The 24,384-nt window shown below is 63.7% G+C and carries 18 protein-coding genes and 1 pseudogene; 13 read left to right on the forward strand and 6 right to left on the reverse strand.

What is annotated here, in order from left to right:
* Positions 1–26: 26 nt before the first annotated feature.
* The 3 genes and pseudogenes from AEB_RS14915 to AEB_RS14925 all read left to right on the forward strand — a co-directional run bounded on the left by AEB_RS14915 (position 27) and on the right by AEB_RS14925 (position 2,856).
* A complete protein-coding gene (locus AEB_RS14915) occupies positions 27–1,040 on the forward strand; it encodes an adenosine deaminase (RefSeq protein ID WP_119083844.1) in 1,014 nt (337 codons plus the stop codon).
* Positions 1,037–2,146 (forward strand): nucleoside hydrolase, encoded by a 1,110-nt coding sequence (locus tag AEB_RS14920; protein WP_119083845.1) that lies wholly within the window; start codon positions 1,037–1,039, stop codon positions 2,144–2,146. Before AEB_RS14915 ends, AEB_RS14920 begins: the two co-directional genes overlap by 4 nt.
* A gap of 7 nt (positions 2,147–2,153) precedes the next feature.
* Positions 2,154–2,856: pseudogene (locus AEB_RS14925) on the forward strand (HAD family hydrolase).
* Between the two features lie 15 nt (positions 2,857–2,871).
* Here the strand turns inward: AEB_RS14925 and AEB_RS14930 are convergent.
* From AEB_RS14930 to AEB_RS14950, 5 genes are all read right to left on the reverse strand, one after another.
* A complete protein-coding gene (locus AEB_RS14930) occupies positions 2,872–3,828 on the reverse strand; it encodes an NAD-dependent epimerase/dehydratase family protein (RefSeq protein WP_119084674.1) in 957 nt (318 codons plus the stop codon).
* Positions 3,829–3,842: 14 nt separating this feature from the next.
* Positions 3,843–4,241 carry a VOC family protein gene (locus tag AEB_RS14935; protein ID WP_119083846.1) on the reverse strand — a complete coding sequence of 133 codons (399 nt, stop codon included), beginning with the start codon at positions 4,239–4,241 and terminating at the stop codon, positions 3,843–3,845.
* Between the two features lie 14 nt (positions 4,242–4,255).
* Positions 4,256–4,834 carry a TIGR00730 family Rossman fold protein gene (locus AEB_RS14940; RefSeq protein WP_119083847.1) on the reverse strand — a complete coding sequence of 193 codons (579 nt, stop codon included), beginning with the start codon at positions 4,832–4,834 and terminating at the stop codon, positions 4,256–4,258.
* A gap of 15 nt (positions 4,835–4,849) precedes the next feature.
* Positions 4,850–5,380, reverse strand: coding sequence for a phosphoribosyltransferase (locus AEB_RS14945; protein WP_119083848.1), 531 nt, complete (start codon positions 5,378–5,380; stop codon positions 4,850–4,852).
* Positions 5,381–5,456: 76 nt separating this feature from the next.
* Entirely contained in the window at positions 5,457–6,395 is a 939-nt protein-coding gene (locus tag AEB_RS14950; RefSeq protein WP_119083849.1) for a LysR family transcriptional regulator, read from the reverse strand.
* A gap of 297 nt (positions 6,396–6,692) precedes the next feature.
* Between AEB_RS14950 and AEB_RS14955 the strand changes: the two genes are divergently transcribed.
* The 10 genes from AEB_RS14955 to AEB_RS15000 all read left to right on the forward strand — a co-directional run bounded on the left by AEB_RS14955 (position 6,693) and on the right by AEB_RS15000 (position 21,474).
* Complete coding sequence (locus tag AEB_RS14955; RefSeq protein WP_119083850.1) at positions 6,693–8,171, forward strand: adenosine deaminase family protein; 1,479 nt, start codon at positions 6,693–6,695, stop codon at positions 8,169–8,171.
* Between the two features lie 179 nt (positions 8,172–8,350).
* Positions 8,351–10,819 (forward strand): TonB-dependent siderophore receptor, encoded by a 2,469-nt coding sequence (locus tag AEB_RS14960; protein WP_231958763.1) that lies wholly within the window; start codon positions 8,351–8,353, stop codon positions 10,817–10,819.
* Positions 10,820–10,921: 102 nt separating this feature from the next.
* Positions 10,922–12,034: a purine nucleoside permease gene (locus tag AEB_RS14965; protein WP_119083852.1), complete on the forward strand. Its 1,113-nt coding sequence runs from the start codon at positions 10,922–10,924 to the stop codon at positions 12,032–12,034.
* Between the two features lie 37 nt (positions 12,035–12,071).
* Positions 12,072–13,433 (forward strand): 8-oxoguanine deaminase, encoded by a 1,362-nt coding sequence (locus tag AEB_RS14970; RefSeq protein ID WP_119083853.1) that lies wholly within the window; start codon positions 12,072–12,074, stop codon positions 13,431–13,433.
* A 37-nt stretch (positions 13,434–13,470) separates the two neighbouring features.
* The gene (locus tag AEB_RS14975; RefSeq protein ID WP_172593119.1) at positions 13,471–14,955 is read left to right on the forward strand and encodes a uracil-xanthine permease family protein; all 1,485 of its coding nucleotides are present in this window, start codon (positions 13,471–13,473) and stop codon (positions 14,953–14,955) included.
* A gap of 164 nt (positions 14,956–15,119) precedes the next feature.
* A complete protein-coding gene (locus AEB_RS14980) occupies positions 15,120–17,582 on the forward strand; it encodes a DUF1592 domain-containing protein (protein ID WP_172593120.1) in 2,463 nt (820 codons plus the stop codon).
* Between the two features lie 10 nt (positions 17,583–17,592).
* On the forward strand, positions 17,593–18,942 hold the full coding sequence (locus AEB_RS14985; protein ID WP_119083855.1) for a DUF1552 domain-containing protein: 1,350 nt from the start codon (positions 17,593–17,595) through the stop codon (positions 18,940–18,942).
* The gene (locus tag AEB_RS14990) at positions 18,935–20,299 is read left to right on the forward strand and encodes an ankyrin repeat domain-containing protein (protein WP_119083856.1); all 1,365 of its coding nucleotides are present in this window, start codon (positions 18,935–18,937) and stop codon (positions 20,297–20,299) included. Before AEB_RS14985 ends, AEB_RS14990 begins: the two co-directional genes overlap by 8 nt.
* A 24-nt stretch (positions 20,300–20,323) precedes the next feature.
* Positions 20,324–20,791: a c-type cytochrome gene (locus AEB_RS14995; protein WP_119083857.1), complete on the forward strand. Its 468-nt coding sequence runs from the start codon at positions 20,324–20,326 to the stop codon at positions 20,789–20,791.
* 17 nt (positions 20,792–20,808) lie between these two features.
* A complete protein-coding gene (locus AEB_RS15000) occupies positions 20,809–21,474 on the forward strand; it encodes a cytochrome b/b6 domain-containing protein (RefSeq protein ID WP_172593121.1) in 666 nt (221 codons plus the stop codon).
* 475 nt (positions 21,475–21,949) lie between these two features.
* On the opposite strand, the gene AEB_RS15010 is transcribed toward AEB_RS15000, so the two are convergent.
* On the reverse strand, positions 21,950–24,379 hold the full coding sequence (locus AEB_RS15010; protein WP_119083858.1) for a tetratricopeptide repeat protein: 2,430 nt from the start codon (positions 24,377–24,379) through the stop codon (positions 21,950–21,952).
* Positions 24,380–24,384: the final 5 nt, after the last annotated feature.

Raw genomic sequence — 24,384 nt, forward strand, 5'->3', positions numbered from 1 at the left:
TGCGGCAGCCGCATTAGCCTCCATCTATGTCCGATCTCGCTGCCTATGTCGCCGGCCTGCCAAAGGCCGAACTCCACTTACATATCGAAGGCACGCTCGAACCCGAGCAGATGTTCGAGTTCGCCAAGCGCAACGGCGTCGCCATCCCCTATGCCAGCGTGGAGGAAGTCCGTGCGGCTTATAACTTTTCAAACCTGCAGGATTTTCTGGACATCTATTATGCCGGTGCCGAGGTGCTGCGCACGCAGCAGGATTTTCACGATCTTGCCATCGCCTATTTCGACCGGGCGGCGGCCGACGGAGTGGTGCATGCCGAGATAATGTTCGATCCGCAGACGCATACCGATCGTGGGATCGCCTTCGCGACCGTGATCGAGGGCCTGCTCTCCGCCCAGGCCGAGGCCGAGAGCAAACACGGCATGACCAGTCGACTGATCATGTGCTTCCTGCGCCATTTGAGCGAGGAAGACGCCTTCGCCACGCTCGCCCAGGCCGAACCTTGGCTCGACCGGATCACGGCGATCGGGCTCGATTCTTCCGAAATCGGGCATCCGCCGGAGAAGTTCGCGCGGGTCTATGCCGCAGCGCGTGCAAAGGGGCTGAAGCTGGTCGCCCATGCCGGCGAGGAAGGCCCACCCGATTACGTCTGGCAGGCGCTCGACCTGCTCGAAGTGGACCGGATAGACCACGGTAATCGCTCGCTCGAGGATGCGGCGCTGACGCGCCAGCTTGCCGAACAGAGTATGACATTGACGGTTTGCCCGCTTTCCAATCTCAAGCTCTGCGTAATCGGCGATCTGGCCGACCACCCGATCGACCGAATGCTCGATCTCGGCCTCAGCGCCACAATCAACAGTGACGATCCAGCCTACTTCGGCGGCTATGTCGCGGAGAACTACAGTGCAGTGGCCGAAGCCCGCGGGCTCGATAGGGCCGCTCTCGCCACTCTGGCGCGCAACAGCCTGGAAGGATCCTTTCTTCCCGAAGGCGACAAGGCCGCCCGCCTCGCACAGCTAGAGGACTACCTGGCACAACAATGATCCGCGCTCTCCTCCAAGCCCTGCTCCTCATAGTCGCAGTCGCGCCGGCGGCCGCGCACGCGGAATCCCGCAAGATCATCATCGACGACGAAGGGTTCGGGCTGATGCACCTGATGCTGCTCGAAGCGCCCGATGTCGATGTGCTGGGCATCACCACCGTCTCCGGCAATGCCTGGGCCAATCGCGCCACCGCCATGGTTCTGCGCGGACTGGAGATCGCCGATCGCACCGATATTCCCGTAGTGCCCGGCGCGACTTATCCGCTGCTCAATTCCGAACGGCTGACCGAGCGGTGGGAAGCGCTCTATGGCAAGCTCACCTGGAAAGGCGCCTGGATGAAGCAATGGGTCGAGCCGACCCTGCAGAGCACACCGCGCTATTTCGGGCCTGACGACCCGGTCACCGATCTACCGGAAGGCTTGCCCTCCATCAAGCCGTCGGACGAGATTGCCGCCAATTTCCTCATCCGCATGGTCCACCAGCATCCGGGCGAAGTGACGATCCTCGCCTCCGGCCCGCTGACCAATCTGGCGCTCGCGCAGCGCCTCGATCCCGACTTCGCAAAGCTCGCCAAAGAGCTCATCTACATGGGCGGCAGCCTCAATCCGCATCAAGTGCTCGACAACCAGTCCGCCACCGAGTTCGCTCGCGAATTCGTCAACTCCCCGCGCCGCGAATTCAACGCCCGGTTCGATCCGGAAGCGGCCAGCATCGTGTCGCGCAGCCCGTGGCGGCGGATCGTGATCGTGCCGGTCGATCCCTCTACCGGCACGCAGCGATCGCCCGAATTGCTCGCGCGCATGACGGCAGCGGCGGGGCCTGACCTTGCCCGATATATCGGCGCGATGGAACCGAACCTGCCACTATGGGACGAGATCGCAGCCGGCGTGTTCCTCGATCCCAGCCTCGCGACCGATACGGCCAGCCTCTACGTCGATTACAATTACGCCTTCGGCCCGTCCTATGGCGACATGCTCAGCTGGAGCCCCGGCTATCAGCCGGATCTCGGCGAGCAACGCGCCGAGGTGGTCCGCACCGTCGATGCCGCCCGACTGGGGGATCTGATGGTATCGCTAATGGCCAACAGTGCGGGAAAAGGCCAATAGCGACGTCATGACGATCAAGCTAATCTGCCTCGATGCGGACGACACGCTGTGGCACAATATGCGCCACTTCAACGCCACCGAAGATGCCCTGATCGCCATGCTGGAGCCGTTCGCGGAGGCGCATGTGGCGCGGGAAATGCTGATCTCTCGCGAGACGCGCAACCTGCCGCGCTATGGCTATGGGGCCAAGGGCTTCACGCTTTCAATGATCGAAACGGCGACCGAGCTGGCCGGCGATGCGATCTCCAAGGCGCTGATCCAGGATATCCTGGCTGCCGGACAGCAATTGATGGCGCATCCGGTGCAGCTGTTCGACGACGTGGAGAACACGCTGGCGGAGCTCGCCCGGCTGGGCAAGCTGGTGCTCGTCACCAAGGGCGACCTGCTGCACCAGGAAAGCAAGCTCGCCGCATCGGGCCTCGGCGACCTGTTCCACGGGATCGAGATCGTCAGCGACAAGACCATCGCCACCTTCCGAAAAGGTATCCTCGCGCTACGAAGTCGCGACCGGCCAGATCGTGATGGCGGGGGATTCGCTGCGCTCGGACATTTGGCCCGCTCTCGAAGCGGGAGCATGGGCGGCTTACATTCCGCAGGATGGCGCCTGGGCGCACGAACGAGCGGAACTGCCGGAGGGGCACGAGCAATATACCCGTCTGAATGGTCTTTCGGAACTGCCAGACTGGATCAAAACGATCAACCGGCGCTAGTAGGTACCCTTAAATTCAAGGCTCACCAGCCTCCTTCGGCGAAACGTAGCGCACATCGTGCACGAAGGGCAGCGGTGCCCCGGCGCGCAGCGCGGCGAGCACCGCGGCAAAGTCCGTGCGGCAGCGAAAATTCAGCCGCGCTTCCACCCGTGCGGGATCATACACACGGCCGAGCGAGGCTGGAAGCACCCAGCCGCGCCGGGCGAACAGTTCTTCCGCATCGGGGAAATGCCGCAGGATCACGGCCCGCGCATCGCGCTTGAGCTCTTCCGCTTCCTCGCGCGCGAATGGGGGTGGAGCGGAAACGATGAAGGTGTCGAAGCTCAACCGGGGCGCAGCTTCCAGTGCAGCCATATGCGCTTCGGCCGCATCCTCCACAGTCAGCCGGCGGTGCAGGAATTCAATCGCCTTGAGATTCTCGCCCGGCGGATCGGAACGCGTGTCGTCATCTTCTGGGAAAAAGCGCGAAGTGCGCAGCACCACGCACGGCAGACCATGCTCACGCGCATAAAGCCTGCACAACCCCTCGGCGGCGAGCTTGGTCACACCGTAGATATTCCGCGGCTCAAGCGGCCCGCTGCACTCGTCGAGCCAAACCGCGCGCTCGCCCACTTCGTCACGGATCGCCTGGCTGATCATCAGCGAAGTGGTGGAGGTGAATACGAAGCGGTCGTGCCCCGCAGCCCGCGCCGCCTCCAGCAGGTTAAGCGTCCCGCTAACGTTGACGTCCACGAAGGTCGGCGCCGGATAGCGCACAATATCCGGCTTGTGCAGCGCGCCGCCGTGGATCACCGCCTCTACCCCGCGCGCGAAGGCCTCATCGACGACCTGCTGATCCGCCACTGAACCGACAACGTCGGTGTCCGGCCCCGGCGCGACGTCAAGCCCGGTGACCCGGTGCCCAACGGCGCGCAGGCGAGGCGCGAGGAACCGGCCGAGCCAGCCGGAAGAGCCGGTCAACAGGACATGCATCGTGCCGGCCGTGCTCATTGCCTGCGCGCCGGCTCGATCAGGTCCCAGCGATTGCCGTAGAGATCCTCGAATACCGCCACAGTGCCGTAGGGCGCTTCTTCGGGATCGCGCACGAAGCTGACCCCTGCGGCGCGATAGGCGGCGTGATCGCGGGCGATGTCGTCAGTCTCGAGGAAGAGGAAGACGCGGCCTCCCCCCTGCCGGCCGACAAACCCCGCCTGGTCGGCATCGCTAGCGCGCGCCAGCAGCAGCGCAGCTTCGCCACCTCGCGGCGCGACCACTACCCAGCGCTTTGATTCCGACAGTTTCGTATCTTCGCGGAGGTCGAAGCCCAGCCTGCCGACGTAAAACGCGATCGCTTCATCGTAATCGTGTACAAGCAGGGCGGTGAGGCAGAGGCGCTGTCTAGCCATCGCTTGCTTCCTTCTCAAAGGTCGCGTTCGTCCAGCCAATGCTCGGTGTTGGGCGCACGGTAGGAAAGCATCCGATCGAGCAGGGTGGCGGGGTCTGTGTCGATCAGCATCATCTCGCGATGGCGGGGCTGGAGAAAGCCTTCCTCCACCACCTGGTCGATAAAGCTGGACAGGCCGGCGTAGAAGCCGTTGACGTCGAGCAGGCCGCACGGCTTTTCGTGATAACCGAGCTGGGCCCAGCACCAGGCTTCGAACATTTCTTCGAATGTCCCGATTCCGCCCGGCAAGGTCACGAAACCGTCGGCGAACTTAGCCATCATCGCCTTGCGTTCATGCATTGTCTTTACGACATGCAGCTCGGTTATACCCTGATGATCGACTTCGCGCGCACGCAAAGCCTCCGGGATAATGCCGATCACTTCCCCGCCCGCCTCGCTCACCGCATCGGCGATCACACCCATCAGCCCCACGGCGCCGCCGCCATAAACAAGACCGATGCCGCGTTCGGCCATCAGGTGGCCGAATTCGCTCGCAGCCTTCCGGTAAACGGGTGAACGACCGGGCGAGGAACCCAGGTAGACACAGATTCGCATTCTATCTCCGCAAGGTCAGGCGAGACGTTCGGGTACCGACAGGGCTTCCTCGACAATCGCGTCGCTGGTCGCCATCGCTTCCCAGGGGAAAACGAACCATCGCTTGTCGCTTTCGCGGTCGATCATCTTCGCCCAGAAATCGACTTTCGACTTCGATCGCACGTTGTTGACCATCACCGCAAATCGCAAGTTGTCGTCCGCGCAGCCATCCTGAGAAAGGATGTCGCGGATCCGACCGATGGTGCCGCCGCTGTCGTTGATATCGTCTACGAACAGAAGGCGCTCACCGGCAGCGCTTTTGGCCGCCGCCTTGCGGAGCAATTGTTCTGCGAAGCCGGGCACTTCCGACGAATGATCGATCGATAACATCGGCCGGTCCAGGGCGTGTGACATATAGACCGCAGGCGCGAGACCACCGCGGCCGATCCCGATTACGAAATCGGGCCTCCACGCGCGCAATTCCGGGTTGCCGGCAAGCACGCGAACGTCAGCGACAAACTGATCATGCGAAATGAAATGCAGTTCGGGTTCGTCTTGGATGCTCATCGTGTGCGCCTGGTTCAGTCTTGGCCGAACCGGTGCGGTATCGGCAAATAGGTCCCCTCGCAATCGAGTGACGCGTTTATCCCACGGCCGTTTGCAGCTCGATAGAGGCGGGATAGCCCAGCTGCGCGAAGCCGGATTCTATTTCGCCCAGCACCATATTCGCCGCGTAGGACAGCGTTCGGGTGGATGAGGTGCACAAGGCAAGCGTCATCGGCCGCAGCACCGAATCGGAGATGCGGATGAAGGACAGCAACCCCTGCTGAATTTCGGTAGTAACGTCGATTGAGGTCAGCACGCCGATCCCCACATCCTGCAGGACGAGCGAAGTAATCATCTGGATATTGTCTGAACTCGCCGTGCGATCGATCTCCACCCCGATCATTCCTTCCAGCACCGCGATCTGCTGGCAGACCGCGAGCGGTTCCGCAGGGACGATCAGCGGGAAGCCCACGCAGGATGAAAAGCGCGCCTCCGACGCCCGGGCCAGCGGGTGGCCGGGCGGGGTCAGGAATCCAAGCACCACTTCGACGAAGGAACGCACAGTAATGTCGCGATACGATTGCGGTTCGAAGAAGATACCGAAATCAACCTCCCCGGCGGCGATCGCCTTGCGCACCGCGTCATTGTCCAACACGCGCAGCCCGACAGTCACGCCCGGAAAGCGCTCCTGGATTACGCGGACCTTCGCGGGGATGTAGCCCTTGGCAAGGGCATCAATCACCGCGATCTCGACATGGCCGCGCTTGAGGCCGCGCAAATCGCCAATCTGGTTGAGCACGTCCTCCATATTCTTCTGCCAGCGCCCCCCGGCCGCCATCATGATCTCGCCGGCCGCGGTCAGACGCAGCCCGGTGGACAGCCGCTCGAACAGCGGCATGCCGATCGTGGCTTCGACATTGAGGATCTGCCGGTCGATGGCGGAAGCCGAGACGTTCAGTTCGTCAGCAGCCTTACGGATCGAACCAAGCCGTCCCACGGCCATGAAATAGCGGAGGAATCTCGAAAAGGCCGGCATACCCACCCTAATTTTTGCAACGGTCTGTAGAATTCATTGCGTTTGATAGCATGAGGTCAAGCCCTTTATCATCCGCCCATCCTGGAAACAGGTCGGATCGAGGGAATTCCAGCCGCGGTGCCAGCGCGAGAGCATGGCCTTCCGGTGCCAGATTCCGGGCGGCCCGACCTCTTCGCAACTATCCGACAGAGGGGGTCCATGAATGTTCCACAGTCCGCGTATCACCCCTTGGTCGCCGGAGCGCGAGCTTTCGATCGCACGCTCGCAGGCTAGCTGCGCGGCTAATGCGCGCGCTGCATGAAGCGCAAATTCTTCGCCCTACTCGCAGCATGCAGCGCTTTTCAGGCGGCACCCGCCCTCGCCAATCCAGCGAGCGAGAAGGCCGCAGCCGACCTGTTCGACAGGATCCAGTCTGATCCCAAACTCCTCCGCATGTTCCTGAAAGACATGCCCAAGGGGGCAGATCTGCATAATCATGCGTCGGGCGCTATCTGGGCCGAGGATTATCTTGCCTGGGCGCAGGACGCGGGTTTTTGCGCTGATGAGGAAGGCGTCGCCCTGACGCCGCCGCCCTGCGCGCAGGGGCGCAGCATTGCTGCCCTTGTTGAGAACGACACCTTTGCCTTCGATCGTTTGCTCGATGCGATCTCCACGCGTGGTGTCCAGATTGGTGTCGGGGCTGACGAGCAGAGCGGGCACACCCAGTTCTTTCGCAGTTTCGAGCGCTTCTGGCCCATTGCCGGCCATTCCGAGGTTCAGGTGCTCGCCTCTGTACTGCGCCTGGCGCAGGGCGACCGTGTTTCCTACCTGGAACTGATGGAGAATCCCTCGGCATTCCGCTGGTATGCCGAGGCACCCGATGCGCCGCTGGATACCGGCGGTCTGGCTGCCGCCTATGCGCGCGAAATGGCTGAAGTGCCCGCGGTAATCACCGCGGCGATGGCCGAGATGGACGAGACCGAAGCCGCCGTGCGGGCCGAGTTCGGCTGTGCGAGCGCCACCCCCGACCCAGCCTGCGAGGTGGCGCTTCATTATCTTGCTTCAGGCCTGCGCAACCACTCTCCTGCCCAGGTCTTCAGGCTGCTGATCCTTTGCTTTGAAATGGTCCGGCAGGATCCGCGCTATGTCGGGGTGAATTTTGTCGAGCCCGAGGACTGGCCGATCTCGCTACGAGATTACGACCTCCACATGGCGATGTTTCGCTTCCTCAAGCAGCAATATCCCGAAGTGCGACTTACCCTCCATGCGGGTGAGTTGACATTCGCACGGGTGCCTCCGGCGCAGTTGCGCAACCACATGGCCAAGGCGATCGAGGCCGGCGCTGAGCGGGTTGGCCATGGCACCGGCATCGCGCTGGAAGACGACGCGCTCGCGACAATGCAATACATGGCAGGCAAGGGCATCGCCGTCGAAATCAATCTCACCAGCAACGCCGTTATTCTCGGCGTATCTGGCGCGGATCACCCGCTGACGCTGTATCGCCGTTTTGGCGTGCCCGTGGTCCTCTCGACCGACGACGAAGGCCTTCTGCGCACCGACTTGACCAACGAATATGTCCGCGCGGCGATGGAGCACGGCCTCGGCTACCGTGACCTCAAGGAACTGGCGCGCGCGAGCTTGACCTACAGCTTCCTGCCGGACCGCGAGCGCAAGGTCCTTATCGAGCGGCTGGCGGAAGATTCCGAACGTTTCGAAAAGACGAAGGTGGCGGCGCTTGCCGACGCGATGCGGGCCGGACCTGCAAAAGGAGGTTCCGCACAACTGCTTGCCGACTGACAGTTCCGGCCCATTCGGCCGCAGTCGGCAGCAGTAATATTTGAGAACAAACGAGGAGAGGACGGGACACAATAGCCGGCAAGACCATGCGAAGACACGGCTTTGCCTGCGGAAATGGGGGTTACACAATGACAAACCTGTATCGGTCTCAGGGTCATAGGCACACTGCAAGCGGCAGGTTGGGCCGCGCGCGGACGCTCGGCGCGCTTTCACTCGGGCTGCTTTCCTGCACCGCCCTGTCCACGCCTGCGTCCGCCCAGGAAAGCGAAGACGAAGAGGCGGAGGCCATCGTCGTGACGGGAACGCTGAACGCGCTGCCGATCGAAGACGTCGGCACCGTGTTCGGTTTCGACAAGACGCTTCTGGAGACGCCGCGTTCGGCCTCTTCAATCAGTTCCGAACAGATGGAGCGCTTCGGCGTTACGGACATCTACGATCTCGTCGCACAGGCTCCGGGCAGCTTTACCAACTCCTTCTTCGGAGTGGGTGGCGCGCTGGACATTCGCGGCACACCCGGTGAAGTCTACTTCCGCGGCGTCCGCCGGCTGGATAACCCGGGCAATTACCCCACCCCCATCGGCGCATCCGAACGGATCGACATCATCCGTGGCCCGGCATCCCCAATCTATGGCCCGTCGAAGACCGGTGGCTATATGAATTTCGTGCCGAAATCCGCACGCGTGCAGGGTGGCAAGCTCCTGTCCGGACCGCAGGGCGAGATCAGCTACACCACGGGTAGCTGGAACAAGAGCGTACTGAAGGGCGAGGTTCGCGGACCGGCCGTTATTGGCAGCACCGAATTCGGCTACAGCCTCTACGCGGAGGTCGAGGATTCAGGCAGCTATTACGATAACATGTCCACAAATCAGACCATTCTGCAGGCCGCGTTCGACAATCAGATAACCTCGAACCTGCGGATCGAATTCGGTGGCATGTATCACCGCTTCCGGGGCCAGCAGAACGGTGGCTGGAACCGCCTGACGCAGGAACTGGTCGACAACGGCACATATATCACCGGTACGCCTCCGTCCGTGGATGGTGCGCGCTACGACCCCGTGACCGATTCCGTCGTGTTCGACGGTCCGCGCGACGGACAGGTGTCGCAGGACGAATTCAACGCCTTCGGCGGCACAGATTATTTCAATCCCTTCGGCTCATTCGGCTGCGGCGGCGGCAGCCCCTTCGCCAATGCTTCGATGAACGATGCCTGCTACGCCACCAATTATCCCTTCCTCGGGCTGGAAGACCCCGGGACGACCAAGCTCAGCCGCAGGAAGGTGCTCACCGGCAAGAACGATTTCCTGAACAACACGGCCAAGACGGCCTATTTCGACATCATCTTCGAAGCGGATGATGGCCTGGAGGTGAAGAACCAGTTCTTCTACGACGGTATCGATAACGACAACGAGAATTCCTACGGCTTCTCTCAGTTCCACAATTCGTGGGTGATCGAAGACAAGATTGTCGTGTCGAAGAAGTTCGAGACTACGGCAGGCGACTTCTCTGTTCAGGTCTCGCCGTCGATCCGCCACACGAAATTCCTCCACGGTGACGACTTCAATTACGAATATTTTCACCGCGTCGATCTGACGCAGGGTTATGGCGTCGCGTCGGATCGACTGCTGTCGACGGAATGCGACTGCGACTATTCCAACTATCTGTCCGGCCACTTCACCGATTACGGCATCGCCGGCTTGACCGATCTCGACTTCAACTTCGGTCTCGATGTGCTGCTCGGCCTTCGTTACGACAAGGTGGACGCGACCTCCTCCTACGACGTGTCGAAGATGAACAACACGCCAGATGTCCTCTCGGCGAAGGGCGACGACGATGGCGTCTCGTGGACCGCCAGCGTCTCTTACAAGCTGCCTTTCGGCATCATCCCCTATGCTACAGCCTCGCGCCAAGCCACGGTGATTGCCGGACAGGGTTCAGAAATTGCTGCCGGGGATATCGCGGCGGGTACGTTCATGACGGCGTCAAAGATGTACGAAGGCGGCGTCAAGGGCAGCTTTCTCGACGAGGCGCTCTATGCAGCCGTATCGGTTTACCAGCAGGAACGCACCGACCGTAACATCCAGTCTTCCACGGTTAACCAGTCCGTGAAGACCGAAGGTCTTGAAGCAGAACTGCGCTGGGCGGTGGACGAGCACCTGTTCATCACCGGCGCCTATACGAAGACGAAGGTGGTCAACCTCACCTTCCTCGATGCGGGGTCCACTTTTAGCTTCCTCGGCTACGAAGACCTCAAGGCGTTCCTGACCGACCCGTCGCTGATCTATGGCGGCCAGCCGGGCGCGCTCATCCCGATCCCGGACGAGGATGCCGCACGGCGCGCGGGCATTCCGGAGAACCTCTATTCGGCCACCGCGACCTATGCCTTCGATGCGGGACTGGCATTGAGCGCGAGCGTGGTGCGGGTGGATTCGGTCTATTCGGGCCAGTCACGGGCCGTGAAGCTGCCAGCCTACACACTGGTCGATCTCGGTGCATCCTACGAAATCGACAACTGGATGCTCCGCGTCGTGGTCAAGAATGTGACCGACGAGACCTATTATCGCGCCAACTTCACCGAACTGTTCGGCAGCACCATCGTGCTTCCGGAAAGGCCGCGCAGCTTCCAGGCAACCGTGAGCTACAAGTTCTAGTGAACGGAGGGGGGGCGCCGGTCTTTTGTGGCGCCCCCTACCCCGCCCTTCACGAGGCGATCCCCCGACGACGTGAAAATAACGCCAGGAGCGGCCATTTCCATGCGCTTTACCCGATCCCTGTCCCTTGTTGCCTGCACCTTACTGGCCTGCACCAGCCCGCTTGCAGCTCAGGCGGCAGAGGAAGCCAATGTCCCGGCCCAAATTGCGCAATGCGAGCCCGGCGGTCCATGCGCAACCCCCCTCCCGGTCAGGATGGTGGTCGTCACGCTGTTCGAAATCGGCGAGGACAGCGGCGATACAGCCGGCGAATTCCAACTGTGGAAGGAACGGCGCGGGCTCCACACTCGCATTCCATTTCCGCAGGGCTTCCACGATCTTTATTACGATCCCAAAACCCAGCTGCTGGCCGTCGTGACCGGGATTGGCACCGCCAAATCAGCCACGGCAACCATGGCGCTCGGCCTCGACCAGCGGTTCGACCTGAGCCAGGCCTATTGGCTGGTGGCAGGCATCGCCGGGATAGATCCCGAAGACGCCTCGATCGGCTCGGCCGCGTGGGCCGCCTATATGGTGGACGGGGACCTCGCACATGAGATCGACCCGCGTGAAATCCCCGCGGACTGGAAATACGGTTACTTTCCCCGCCATCTGCAGGGGCCCAACGATCTTACCCCGCGCGAACCCGAGGGCGAGATGTTCGTTGCCAACCTCGCACTCCGCGATTGGGCTTACGAGCTGACCAAGGACGTGGCCCTGCCCGATGATCCGAGCATCGCGGAAGCACGCTCCCACTACATCGATCATCCCAATGCCCAGCGTCCACCCTTCGTCCTCAAGGGCGAGCAGCTGGCGGCGATGACCTTCTGGCACGGCGCGCTGATGAACGACTGGGCCAATCACTGGGTCGATTACTGGACCGGCGGCAACGGCGAGTTCGTGACCTCAGCAATGGAAGAGACGGGTACGTTCCAGGCGCTGACCTATCTCGACCGGATCGGCCGTGTGGATAAGGAAAGGGTGATGGTACTGCGCGCTGGCAGTAACTTCACGATGCCCCCGCCGGGCCGCACAGCAGCTGACAACCTGCTTGCCGAAAACGAAGGCTACGCCGGGCTTCAGGCCTCCGTAGAAAGCCTCTACCTCGTCGGGTCGAAGGTCGTCGACGAGATACTCGGGCACTGGGACAGCTACAAGGACAACGTGCCCGAATGACGCACGCAGGCATCAAGGGCGATATGCGCCCGCGGTCATGACCGTCACGCTCGTCTGCCATGCCGACGTGCTCGTCACGATGGACGACGAGCGGCGCGAGATTGCCGATGGCGCGCTCGCCTGGCGCGACGGGGCTATCGCCGCAATGGGGACCACGGCGGAACTCGCCGCGCTTGCCGACACTGCGGACGAGGTGATCGACGCCGCCGGCTGCGTGGTCACGCCGGGCCTCGTCAACACTCACCATCATCTCTACCAGACACTGACCCGCGCGGTGCCGGGCATCACCTCTGCCTCTCTGTTCGAATGGTTGAGGCGACTCTACCCGATCTGGGCGCAGTTTCGGCCTGACGACGTCTTCGCCGCCACGCAGCTGGGTCTGGCCGAGTTGGCCCTTTCGGGCTGTTCGCTAAGCTCGGATCATCTCTACCTGTTTCCGAATGGCGTGCGGATCGACGACACAGTCGCCGCGGCCGAGGTGATAGGGTTGCGCTTCCACGCGACGCGCGGCGCGATGAGCCTGGGCGAGAGCGCGGGCGGTCTGCCGCCAGACAGTCTGGTCGAGCCGGAAGACGCGATCCTCGATGACGCCATCCGCCTCATCGACGCTTTCCACGACCCTTCAGAGGGTGCGATGGTCCGCATCGGTATCGCTCCCTGTTCGCCGTTTTCAGTTACGCCCGACCTGATGCGCGAGGCGGCGCTTCTGGCGCGCGACAAGGGGGTGATGCTCCACACTCATCTCGCGGAAGATGCGGATGACGTGGCCTTCTCGCTCGCACGCTTCGGTTGCCGGCCAGGCCAGTATGCGGCCGAACTCGGGTGGACCGGTCCCGATGTGTGGCTCGCCCATTGCGTGCAACTGGATGCGGAGGAGATCGCGCTCTTCGCGCAAACCCGAACGGGTGTCGTCCATTGTCCCTGCTCAAATTGCCGCCTCGGCTCGGGCATTGCGCCGGTTCGCGCGATGCGCGCGGCCGGTGTCCCCGTCGGCCTCGGCGTGGACGGCTCCGCGTCGAGCGACAGCGGCAATCTCCTCAACGAGGCACGCCAGGCCATGCTGCTGCAACGGGCGGTCGGCGGTGCCAGCGCACTCGACCCGCGCGAGGCGCTCTATCTCGCCACGCGCGGCGGGGCCGGGATACTCGGGCGGAGCGATTGCGGCATGCTGGCGCCGGGCTTGCGGGCCGATCTCGCGATCTGGGACATGAACGATATCCCCTCACAGGGGGCGTGGGACCGCGTAGCCGGGCTAGTCCTCAGCCCGCCGCGGCAGGTGCGCGACCTGTTCGTCGAAGGGGCGCCGGTGGTGCTTGGTGGGGAGCTTGCGCGTGTCGAGCGCTCCGACGTGCTCGGCGCCGCCGAGCGCTCGCTCTCTCGTCTGCTAGAGGCCGCTTGATGGCCGCCCCACTCTTCCCTCCTGCCGGGAGCTTCGCATGACGGTGCCGAGCCTGCACGATATCGAACAGCCGGTGAAGGCGGGCCTAATGACGGCCGAACAGGCGCGCGATCCGGACTATTTCCCGGGCTTCGCGATCGCGATCCCGCTCGGTATCCAGCACGTCCTGGCAATGTTCGTCAGCAACATCGCCCCGGCGATCATCGTCGCTGGCGCTGCCGGCTTCGGCTACGGCTCGGCCGATCAGCACGAACTGATCTACATGATCCAGATGTCGATGCTGCTGGCGGGGATCACCACGCTGATGCAGACCATTGGCGCAGGCCCGGTGGGCGCGAGGTTGCCCATCGTTCAAGGCACCAGCTTCGCCTTTGTCCCGGTGATGATCGCGATTGTCTCGGGCAAAGGCGTGGAAGGAATGGCCGTGCTCACCACCGGGGCGCTGTTCGGCGGGCTGTTCCATGCCAGCCTGGCGCTGGTGGTCGGCCGCATCCGCTTCGCTCTGCCGCCCATGGTGACCGGCCTCGTCGTGTTGATGATCGGCCTGTCCTTGATGCAGGTCGGCATCCAGTATGCAGCCGGCGGGGTCGAGTTGCAGGGAACAGCGCTCTACGGCACGGCACGCAGCTGGCTGCTGGCGGGCGTCGTCGTGGCAACCACGCTGGGCCTCAGCTTCTTCGGACGCGACATGTGGCCCACAGCTTCGGTGCTGATCGGCGTGCTGGCGGGTTACGCGGTGGCGGCGCTGCTGGGCACGGTTTCGCTGGCCAATGTCGCGCAGGCGAACTGGATCGTGGTGCCGGTGCCGTTCCATTTTGGCTTCGCCTTTTCCGCTTCGGCCGTGCTTGGCTTCTGCCTGATGGGCGTGATCTCCGCGATCGAGACGGTAGGAGATGTCTCCGGCATTTGCGCCGGCGGAGCAAGGCGCGAGGCGACCGACGCCGAGCTCAGCGGTGCCACTTCGGCCGACGGACTGGGAACGGCCCTCGCTGCCGTGTTCGGTGCGCTGCCCAACACCTCATTCAGCCAGAACGTCGGGCTGATCGCAATCACCGGAGTGATGAGCCGGCACGTCGTGACGATTGGCGCCTTGTTCCTCATCGTCTGTGGCTTCGTGCCGAAGATCGGTGCGCTGATCACCACCATCCCGATCGAAGTACTGGGCGGTGCGGTCATCGTTATGTTCGGCATGGTCGCGTCCGCCGCGCTGTCGATCCTTTCCCAGGTCTCGTGGACCCAGCGTAACATGCTGATCTTCGGAGTTGCCCTGTCGATCAGCCTCGGTCTGCAGCTGGAGCCAAGCGCGATACAGCACCTGCCCGAAACCTGGCGCATCCTGTTGAGTTCAGGCTTGCTCCCCGCCGCGACTATCGCGGTCGTGCTCAACCTCGTCGTTCCCGGCCGCTCTGCCCCAGGCGGACCAATCTCCCCTGAACCGCTCCGGTTCGATCACCAGGCACCTGATTTACAAGACAAAGCAGCCCGCCCTGTCCTTGGAGCGAATTTTGGCAACGAGGCTTAGTAGACCTACCTAATTTTTAGCGAGCCACGTTCCCAAAACGGCAATGGACGGCACACAGGACGGCCGATACCCCTGTCCCACAGGTCTAGAGCCTTCGCCGTGGACAACGGCTGTTAGGAATGGCGCCTCCATTCAATCGCCATACTCGGGGAGCGAGCGACAGCATGAGTGAAGCACGGCACAAGCGGCGCCCGGCGCTCGGCAGCTATGCGCTGGCGGCGGGCCTGCTCGCCGCAGGCGGCTCGGTGCTGGCCCGCGCAGAGGACGCTCCCATGCGGTCGGAGGCGGTTTCCGCCGTCCCCGCACCTGTCCAGGCCGCTTTCGAGGGCGGCCCTCCGGCTCTGCTCGACGAATATTGCTCTCGCTGCCACAACGATTTCGATCTCAAGGCGGATTTCTCCGTTGACGATCTGCGTGCCGCCGACTTGCAGGATGGCGTGCACAACGCCGCCTGGGAAAAGATCCTGCGGATGGTCGGCGAAGGGCAGATGCCGCCCGTCGATAAGGAACAGCCCGATCCGGCAACGCGCGCTGCCTTCGTAAATTGGCTGGAAAATTCGCTGGATGCCTATGCCAGCGCCAATCCTGACCCAGGCCGCGCAACGCTGCGGCGGCTCAACCGCGTCGAATACGCCAATGCGGTGCGCGACCTGCTGGCGCTGGACGTCGATTTCAGCAGCGACTTGCCCCGGGACAACTCGGGTTTCGGCTTCGACAATATCGCGGACGTGCTCAGCGTCTCGCCCACGTTGATGGATCGCTATCTCGCCGTGGCAGGCAAGATCGGGCCGATGGCCACCGGCCTCGCGCCCGCTCGCCCCTTTGTCACCACCTATCAGGTGCCCAAGGATGGTTCGGTGATGAATTCAGGCCGCCCGGCCTATAACGAACGCGCCAACCAGTTCCTGCCTCTCGGGTCGCGCGGAGGCGGCGCCTTCCCCTATTTCGCGATCTTCGACGGCACATACGAAATCAGCGGCTGGCTCAACGCCAATACCAACAACGAAACCGATCGCGAGCGGGAAGACCGCGTTAGCGTGCGCATTCCGCTGAAGGCAGGGGCGCATGTCATCGGCATGTCATTCCGCCGTACCCTTGCGCCCGAAGAGACCGTTCAGACCCTGCGCAATACGACCGATTACGTGCCGCTGCCAACGGACGGCCCGGTGATGCTGCCGCTCGATGTCTCGGTCGACGGGAAACGGGTGAAAACGCTGTCCGTCCCATCTTACCGGATGCATCCCCGCTATTCGCAGCAGAACTTCCCGCGCGACGTGCTGCAGATCGACATAGATGGACCGTATGATGCGAGCGGCGTGGGGCAAACGGCCAGCCGTGCGCGCATCTTCACCTGCAGGCCTGCCAAGGCTTCACAGGAAACCGGTTGCGCGCGGGATATCCTCACCGGCCTGGCCCGCCGCGCCTATCGTCGCCCCGTCGGGGTGGCCGATATCGCCCCGCTGATGGGGATCTATGCTCAGGAGCATGCGCGATCGGGCTTCGAACGTGGGATCGAGGCGGCGGTTGAAGCGATCCTTGTCTCGCCACAATTCCTGTTCGTGCTCGAGAGTGATCCGGCCGACGCCGGACCCGGCTCCGTCAGCCGGATCAACGATTTCGAACTTGCAACGCGCCTTTCCCTGTTCCTGTGGAGCAGCATACCCGACGAAGAGTTGCTAGACATCGCGGAGGCGGGTCGGCTCCGTCAGCCAGAGGTGCTCGATGGTCAGATTGACCGCATGCTGGCCGATCCGCGTGCGGAAGCGCTGACCCGGAACTTCGCCGGCCAGTGGCTCTATCTACGGAATCTCGATCAGCAGCGCCCGGACGTCGCGGTTTTCCCCGATTTCGACAATCGTCTGCGCGCGGCCATGGCGAGCGAGACGGAGATGTTCTTCAGCTATATCCTGCGCACCAATCGCAGCGTGCTGGATTTCATCGCCTCCGATTACAGTTTCCTCAACCAGCAACTGGCCGAACATTACGGCATACCCGGCGTGAACGGCACCGCCTTTCGCAAGGTCGCGCTCAAGCCGGAGTGGAACCGCGGCGGGCTGCTGGGCCAGGCGAGTATCCTCACCGTCACCTCCTATGGCAATCACACCTCCGTGGTGAAACGCGGCAAGTGGATCCTCGACAATCTCTTCGCCGCACCGCCGCCCCCGCCGCCGCCCGACGTTCCCGCGCTGGAGGCAGAGCATGACGGCCGCAAGCTCAGCGCGCGCGAGCAGCTTGAACGGCACCGAACGGACCCGGTCTGCGCCGCCTGCCATGTAAAAATGGACCCCCTCGGCTTTGCCCTGGAGAATTACGACGCGGTGGGCGCTTACCGGACGATGGATGCCGGTCAGTTGATCGACGCCTCCGCAAAGATGCCCAACGGCACCGCCTTCACCGGTATCCAGGGTCTCCAGTCGGTGCTGCTCGACAGCAAGGACGAATTTACCCGCGCCTTCACCGAGCGGCTGATGACCTATGCATTGGCCCGCGGCGTGGTCTCGCAGGACATGCCGGCGATCCGCTCGGTTGCCCGCACAGCGGCGCAGGACGATTACCGAATCCGCTCGATCATCAAGGGCATCGTCACGAGCGATCCCTTCACCCTGCGAAAAACCCCAGAAAAGTGAGGCGCGCCCCATGAGAGTTCTCAGCCAGCCGCTCCATCGCCGTACCATGCTTCGCGGCCTCGGCGCCGCCATGGCGCTACCCTTCCTCGAAGCGATGGCGCCTTCCGCCCGGGCGGCCGACATCACCGCACGGCCCAAGCGCCTGCAGATATTCTATTCGCCCAACGGCATGATGATGCAGGATTTCCGCCCCGCCGCAGCGGGCACGGAGCTGACGCTGCCCAGCACGCTCGAACCGCTCGCGCCGTTCCGCAAGCAGCTCACCGTGGTGACCGGCCTCGGCCATCCGCAGGCCGCCGCGATGGGTGACCGGCCGGCTGGGCATGGCCGGTCCTGCCCCGCCTTCCTCACCGGCGTGCATGTCAAGCAGACCGAGGGGCCCGACATTCGTTGCGGCATCTCGATGGATCAGGTCTATGCTAATTATCTGGCCGACGGCTCGGACCAGGCGACGCAGCTCAATTCGCTCGAACTCGGCATCGATCAGGCCAGTTTGCTCGGCAGCTGCGATATCAACTACAGCTGCGCCTATACCAACGGCATTTCCTGGCGGAACGAGACGGTTCCCCTGCCCGTAACCGCCAATCCGCGCGACGTGTTCGAACGGATGTTCGGCGCCGGCTTCGCGCTCGACGAGAAGAGCCGCGCGGCCCGGATAGAGCGTCAGGCATCCATTCTCGATTTCGTCATGGAGGACACCGCCCGCCTGTCAGGCCGGCTTGGTGCGGACGATCGCCACAAGCTCGACGAGTATTTCGAAGCGACCCGCGATGTGGAGAAGCGCATCCAGCGCGCCGCCGCTTCGGGTTTCCAGGATGCCGGCGACCTGCAACGGCCTGCGGGCATTCCGGAATCCTTCGATGAACATGCCAAGTTGATGATCGACCTGCAGGTGCTGGCGATGCAGGCAGACATCACCCGCGTGGGCAGCTTCATGATCGGGCGCGAACTGTCCAACCGCACCTATCCGGAGATCGGCGTGCCCGATTCCCACCACATGCTCAGCCATCACGGCAATGATCCGGAGAAGATCGCCAAGCTGGTGCGGATCAACCGCTATCACATGGAATATTTCGCGTATTATCTGCAAAAGATGGCGGAGGCGAAGGATGGCGAAGGCTCGCTGCTGGACCGCACGCTGGTGATCCGCGGCTCCGCCTTCGGCGATCCCAACGATCACGACCATATGGACCTGCCGATCATCGTCGCGGGCGGCCTTGTTCCGGGCAACCGTCATCTGCAAGTCGAACACGGCACGACCATGTCCAACCTGATGCTGGCCGGGCTGCACGCGCTCGACGTGCCTGCGCAGAGCTTCGGCGACAGCACCGGACCGCTGACGGAGCTGTTCCATGCCTGAGCGCTTCGGGTGGCTGCTCGCTGCGTTCGCGCTAGCGGGGGCACCGCTCGCCCCGGCGCTGGCGGCGGGCGAGGACAGCCCGCTCGGTCGTGCGATCCTGGCCAATGACGTGGCGGGCGCGGCGGCCCTGCTCGCCGACGGCGCCGATCCGGACGAGGCGCTCGATTTCGGCGCCACGCCGCTCAGCTGGGCGGTCAATACGCAGAACCCGGCCATGGTTCATGCACTGCTCCAGGCCGGAGCGAAGGCAGCGACCGCCGATATTGACGGCGTGACCCCACTCTCCCTCGCCTGCGAACTCGGCGGGGAGGATATTGTCGCGCAATTGATCGCCGCCGGTGCCGACCTGCGTGCCGCGCGTCCCGATGGGACCAGCACGCTGGCGATCTGCGCGCGCTTCGGGCCACCGGAAGCGGTCAAGGCCATTCTTGACGCCGGCATCCCCGCCGACGCCGCAGACAGCCGCGGGCAGACCCCGCTAATGTGGGCCGCCTCTGCGGGGCGGACCGAGGCGATGGAATTGCTGCTCAAAGCCGGCGCAGATGCCGATCGCGTTACGCAGGGCGACTTCACTCCGCTGTTCTTCGCTATCAAGAGCGGCTCGGTCCCCGCCACCCGCCTGCTGCTGCAGGCCGGCGCACGGCCCGACCATCTCGGCCCGGAGGATACGACGGCAGCACAGCTCGCGCTCTACCAGAAGAACTACGACGCAGCCGCGCTGATGCTGCCCTTCGGCGTCGACCTGGCCGCGCATGACCGCAACGGCAACCAGCCGCTCCATGTCGCGGCGATGGGCGGCGATCCAGCACTGATCGAGGCGCTCCTGGCAGCCGGAGCCAATCCCGACGGGCTCACCGGCCCTTCGCGCATCACCTGGGTAACGGAGGCCAATTTCGGACAGCCACCGCCGCCCGTTCCGCCCACCACGCCACTGATGAAAGCAGCAGAGAGTGGACAGGTGGCAGCGATGAAACTGTTGGTCGAAGCTGGAGCCGATCCGCATTTCGTTTCCGCGAACGGCACCGGCGTGGTGCTCGCCGCAGCGACGAGCGAAAGCGCGGAGACGCTGGCCTACGCGCTGGATCTCGCGCCCGATCCGAACGTCGCCGATGCCGATGGCTCCACCGCGATGCATCTGCTGGTTGGCACCGGCAACGTGCGCCCCGGCCTGGCGCCGATGCTGCGCGTGCTGGCTGCGCACGGAGCACGTACCGACCTTCCCAACAAGCGCGGCATCACCGCCGCGCAGATGGCCGATGGCGGCCTGACGGAGATCGGCGCGATCTTCCGCAGCATCTTCCCTGCAGAGCCGGAATTCCCGCTCGCCGAAGCCGCCTCTGCCCGCAGCGTCCAGTGATTTTATCAACCAGGTAAGCCCGACATGATCGCATTCCGCACCATCAAGTATATCGCCGCCGCCCTCGCTCTGGTCGGCGTGGTCGGCACCGCTCCGGCTGCCGCCCCCACCGGCAAGGCCGCAATTGCGGCGCGCCAGGCAGGCTTCAAGAAAATGGGCGAGGCGGTGAAGGCGATCAAAGCGGAACTGGCCAAGAGCCCACCCTCGCAGCGCGTCCTGTTGGACAATGCGAAGGTGGTCTCCGCCACGCTGCGCATGCAGGGCGACTTGTTCCCCGCCGGCTCTGGCCCGAGTGCCGGCACGCCTACGGATGCGCTGGCGGGCATCTGGTCCGACCGGGCAACGTTCGATGCCCTGCTCGCAGACAGCAAGGCCGAGGCGGCAAAGCTCGAGGCAGCAATCGCCAGCGGCAGCGTTTCGGCAAGCCAGGCGCAGTTCAAGGCGACCGGCCAGTCTTGCGCCGCTTGCCACCGCAAGTTTCGCGCCGATTGAGCGATGGAGCACAGCGTATGAGGCCGCAGGATCCGCCAGCCGACTGGGATATCGTGACACGGCTGTTCCACTGGCTGCTGGTCGCCCTGCTTGCCTTCTCCTGGTGGAGCGGAGAGCAGCACGAGATGGAATGGCACCGCTATTCTGGCTACGGCATCCTGTTCCTGATCGTGTTTCGGATATATTGGGGATTTGCCGGCAGCCGCACCGCGCGCTTCGGCAGCTTCCTGCGTAGCCCGGCCGCGGTCGGCGCCTATGCTCGTGCACTAGCTCGCGGGGCACCGCCCGCCAGCGCGGGTCACAATCCGCTAGGCGGATGGAGCGTGATTGCCATGCTGGCGGCGCTGTTCGCGATGGTCGGCGCTGGTCTGTTCGCCGTGGATGTGGATGGTTTTGAATCCGGCCCGCTTGCCGATCTGGTCAGCTTCGATCAAGGCCGTGCAGCCGCCGAGGTGCATGAGGTAATCTTCAACGGCCTTCTAGCCCTCGTCGCACTACACATCCTGGCGATCCTGTTCTACCTGCTGCGCTTTCGCCGCAATCTCGTCCGCCCGATGATCGCCGGGCGCGCGGCCGGAGGCTCTGTCTCGGCAGGGGGGCTGTTTCTGCGCCTGCTCGCCGGGATCGCCGCAGCCGGCGCGATTACCTGGATCATCGTCAACGCCGCGCAGATGCTGGCATAGCTCCGAACCGTATGGGGGGCCGCTTCGCGAAGGATAGGCCTGGCGCAGCCGACCGGGCCCTCTGTTGCTCCCGAAGGACCGCGTTTAGAAGCTGTAGCTGAAGCTCAGCTTCAGGCCATGATTCGACCGTCCTACCCAGAGACCGTCGACGCAGCCCGCCTTAGGTCAGGGCGTCAACCGTCAGCACGTCGAAGCCTTTCCGGAGAACCAAGTGGTGGACGACGGCTGAACCCATCAAGCCTGCTCCTCCAGTAACGGTCACAAACAGGGGAAACAGGCGAACCGTGCCTGATGCTTACGCCGACATCGAAAACTCGCCAGCAGTACCATGTATCAGCTTGCCCTGCGCGTGACGCTCGCTTTGGAAATGGAGGAAGTCCTTCTCGCTATTCCTCATCCACTCCGCCCCACTCCGAATGAAGCGGCGCTGCCGCTTCATCCCTTACTCTCCGTGTTGCTCGTAGCCAGATTGCGGTCATCGCCCGTTGGCTGCGAAGTCGTTCCACATGCGGCGATAGGCGTCCTCCAGCGCACGCGTGTAGCTACCGATATCTCCGGCGGGAGAGGCTGCGAGGCGCTGGCGGAGCGAACGCTTTTCCTCGAGAAGGGCGGCGCGGTCGGACGCGAGATCGACAGCGATCCTCACGAAGGCCTCCTCGTCCTGTGCAACCCACTCGGGTCGACCGATCGCAGTCATGAGCCCCGCTCCCATGCGCTGCACGAAGCTTTCGCCGGCGAGCGTGATGACGGGCGCGCCCATCCACAGCGCCTGACAGCTGGTGGTGCCGCCATTATAGGGGAAGCAGTCGAGCGCGATGTCGATGTCGGCATATTCCGCCATCATCTCGTCCAGACTGGATGGACCGCGAAACTCGAGCCGGTCGGCCGAGACGCCCGCGTCCACGAACATATCACCGAAGCGTTGCACTGCCACGGAATCGAGGAAGCTCGGCCCCTTGAGCACCAGCCGTGAGCCGGGGGTCGCCACAATGGCCTTCGCCCATAGCCGGATGGTGTAGGGCGTCAGCTTCGAGACATTGTTGAACGATCCGAAGGTTAGCGGGCGTTCGAGATGCTCGGTGCCATAGGCCGGGAATGGAAACTCTCGCTCGGGAGAATAGCAGAACACGAAACCCGGCACATGCTCCAGCCTCTCTGTGTAGAGATGCGCGTGCTCCGCCGGCGAGGTCACCGGATCGCTGATCAGCCAATCCATGTTGGGAATGCCCGTGGTGGCGGGATAGCCGAGGAACATCGCCTGCACCGGCGCAGCCCGGCGGCCGAACAGCGGCGCGCGATTGCGACCGGTGTGCCCGACGAGATCCACCAGCAGGTCGATGCCGTCATCCTCGATCATTTGCGCCAGGCGAGTGTTGCTGATCGCCGCCGCATCGCGCCAGCGATCCACCCTGCCCCGCGCCCTGCGCGTCATGTCGTCGGTGAGCGGGCTGAGCGAGTAGACCGTGATCTCGAACGCCTCGCGGTCATGTTGGGCCAGTACCGGCCGCATGAACAGGCTGACCGGATGCTCGCCATGCATGTCGGCGGTGACATAGCCGACGCGCAGCCGCCGGCTGCGCTGGGCGGGGTCAGCAGCACCGGCATCGATCGAGAGATCGTTGGCGAAGGACGAGGCTGCGCGCGCCCCCTCCCCCAGCGGGGCAAAAAGCGATCGATGGAAGTCCTTCACCTCCGCGGCGCTCATCGTCTCGCTATACAGCGCCGCCATCGCCGCTGAGCCGCGGAACGGGGATTCCGGCCCCTCTTCCTCGCCAAGCTCGCTGTAGATGTCGCGGGCGGTGTCCACGTCTCCGCGCTTGCCGGCGATGGAGCCGCGCATCGCACGCATATCGGGTGCCTCGTCACCGGCGAGATCGTCCACCTTGGCGAAGCAGGTCTCGGCTTCCTCGGTGCGCATCCCTTCGATGAGCACCTTGCCAAGATTGAAATATGCGCGCCAGTTCTGCGGATCCTTGTCGATCCGGGCGCGCATGATCGCGTCGCAGCGATCAAACTGGTTGTGCTTCATCAGCGTGCCGGCGAGCCTGATCTCGTCCTCCTCGTCCAGCTCTGTCGCTTCCATCTGCGCGAAGAGCGGCTCTGCCTGTTCGGCAGCGCCCATTTGCATGAGCGCGTCCGCTAGGTCGATGCGGGCATCGTGCAGAGCCGGATCGGCGCTGAGCGCGTGCCGGAAGGCTTCCGCCGCGCGGTGCCACTCGCCCCGCTCCGCGCGACCAAGCCCGAGACGATGGTGAATATCACCCCCGTTGCCGGCGTCGGCACAGTCCAGCGCCTTCAGCCAAGCCAAGATCGCCTCGTCGTCCCGCCCGACCTGTTCCAGCGCACGGGCGACGCTGAGATGCGCGCCGTAGCGCGAGGGCGCAGCTTCGGCTGCCCGGCGATAATAGTCGAGCGCTTCCTCCAGCGTGCCATGGTGGCGACAGACATTGCCCGCTTCCAGCCACGCCGTAAAGTTACCGGGATCGCGGCGCAGCACATCGCTGAACAGCCGCCGCGCTTCTTCATACTCGCCCTGTTTGACCGAACAGCGGGCCAGCTGGATGCTGGCCGGCACGATCGCCGGGCCATTCTCTTGCTCGAGCGCCAGCGCCTGCCCGAAGGCTTCCTGCGCCTTCTCCCATTTGCCCTTGTCGTAGAGCACATTGCCATAATTGAACCAGACGGCCGCCGGCGCATCCGGGCAGGCGATCGCCCGTCCATATTGCACCAGCGCCTCGTCGTCCCGGCCAAGCTTGCGCAACACTTGGCCGTGATTGCCGAGCAGAACGGGATCGTCCGGCTGCTCGACAAGCAGTTGTTCGTACAATTCGGCCGCGGTGGCCCAGTCGCCGCGCGACTGGGCCCTCGCTGCCTGCTCCGGATCGGGTCGCTGCCCCTGGAACATGGCTG

Source organism: Altererythrobacter sp. B11, from assembly GCF_003569745.1.
Taxonomy (GTDB): domain Bacteria; phylum Pseudomonadota; class Alphaproteobacteria; order Sphingomonadales; family Sphingomonadaceae; genus Croceibacterium_C.

Bases quoted from the DNA above. Each gene is read 5' to 3' on its own strand.
- AEB_RS14955 (WP_119083850.1), top strand. From the start codon at position 6,693: ATGAAGCGCAAATTCTTCGCCCTACTCGCAGCATGCAGCGCTTTTCAG.
- AEB_RS14965 (WP_119083852.1), top strand. From the start codon at position 10,922: ATGCGCTTTACCCGATCCCTGTCCCTTGTTGCCTGCACCTTACTGGCC.
- AEB_RS14990 (WP_119083856.1), top strand. From the start codon at position 18,935: ATGCCTGAGCGCTTCGGGTGGCTGCTCGCTGCGTTCGCGCTAGCGGGG.
- AEB_RS14920 (WP_119083845.1), top strand. From the start codon at position 1,037: ATGATCCGCGCTCTCCTCCAAGCCCTGCTCCTCATAGTCGCAGTCGCG.
- AEB_RS14995 (WP_119083857.1), top strand. From the start codon at position 20,324: ATGATCGCATTCCGCACCATCAAGTATATCGCCGCCGCCCTCGCTCTG.
- AEB_RS14985 (WP_119083855.1), top strand. From the start codon at position 17,593: ATGAGAGTTCTCAGCCAGCCGCTCCATCGCCGTACCATGCTTCGCGGC.
- AEB_RS14950 (WP_119083849.1), bottom strand. From the start codon at position 6,395: ATGCCGGCCTTTTCGAGATTCCTCCGCTATTTCATGGCCGTGGGACGG.
- AEB_RS14940 (WP_119083847.1), bottom strand. From the start codon at position 4,834: ATGCGAATCTGTGTCTACCTGGGTTCCTCGCCCGGTCGTTCACCCGTT.
- AEB_RS15000 (WP_172593121.1), top strand. From the start codon at position 20,809: ATGAGGCCGCAGGATCCGCCAGCCGACTGGGATATCGTGACACGGCTG.
- AEB_RS14935 (WP_119083846.1), bottom strand. From the start codon at position 4,241: ATGGCTAGACAGCGCCTCTGCCTCACCGCCCTGCTTGTACACGATTAC.
- AEB_RS14980 (WP_172593120.1), top strand. From the start codon at position 15,120: ATGAGTGAAGCACGGCACAAGCGGCGCCCGGCGCTCGGCAGCTATGCG.
- AEB_RS14915 (WP_119083844.1), top strand. From the start codon at position 27: ATGTCCGATCTCGCTGCCTATGTCGCCGGCCTGCCAAAGGCCGAACTC.
- AEB_RS15010 (WP_119083858.1), bottom strand. From the start codon at position 24,379: ATGTTCCAGGGGCAGCGACCCGATCCGGAGCAGGCAGCGAGGGCCCAG.
- AEB_RS14945 (WP_119083848.1), bottom strand. From the start codon at position 5,380: ATGAGCATCCAAGACGAACCCGAACTGCATTTCATTTCGCATGATCAG.
- AEB_RS14930 (WP_119084674.1), bottom strand. From the start codon at position 3,828: ATGCATGTCCTGTTGACCGGCTCTTCCGGCTGGCTCGGCCGGTTCCTC.
- AEB_RS14970 (WP_119083853.1), top strand. From the start codon at position 12,072: ATGACCGTCACGCTCGTCTGCCATGCCGACGTGCTCGTCACGATGGAC.
- AEB_RS14975 (WP_172593119.1), top strand. From the start codon at position 13,471: ATGACGGTGCCGAGCCTGCACGATATCGAACAGCCGGTGAAGGCGGGC.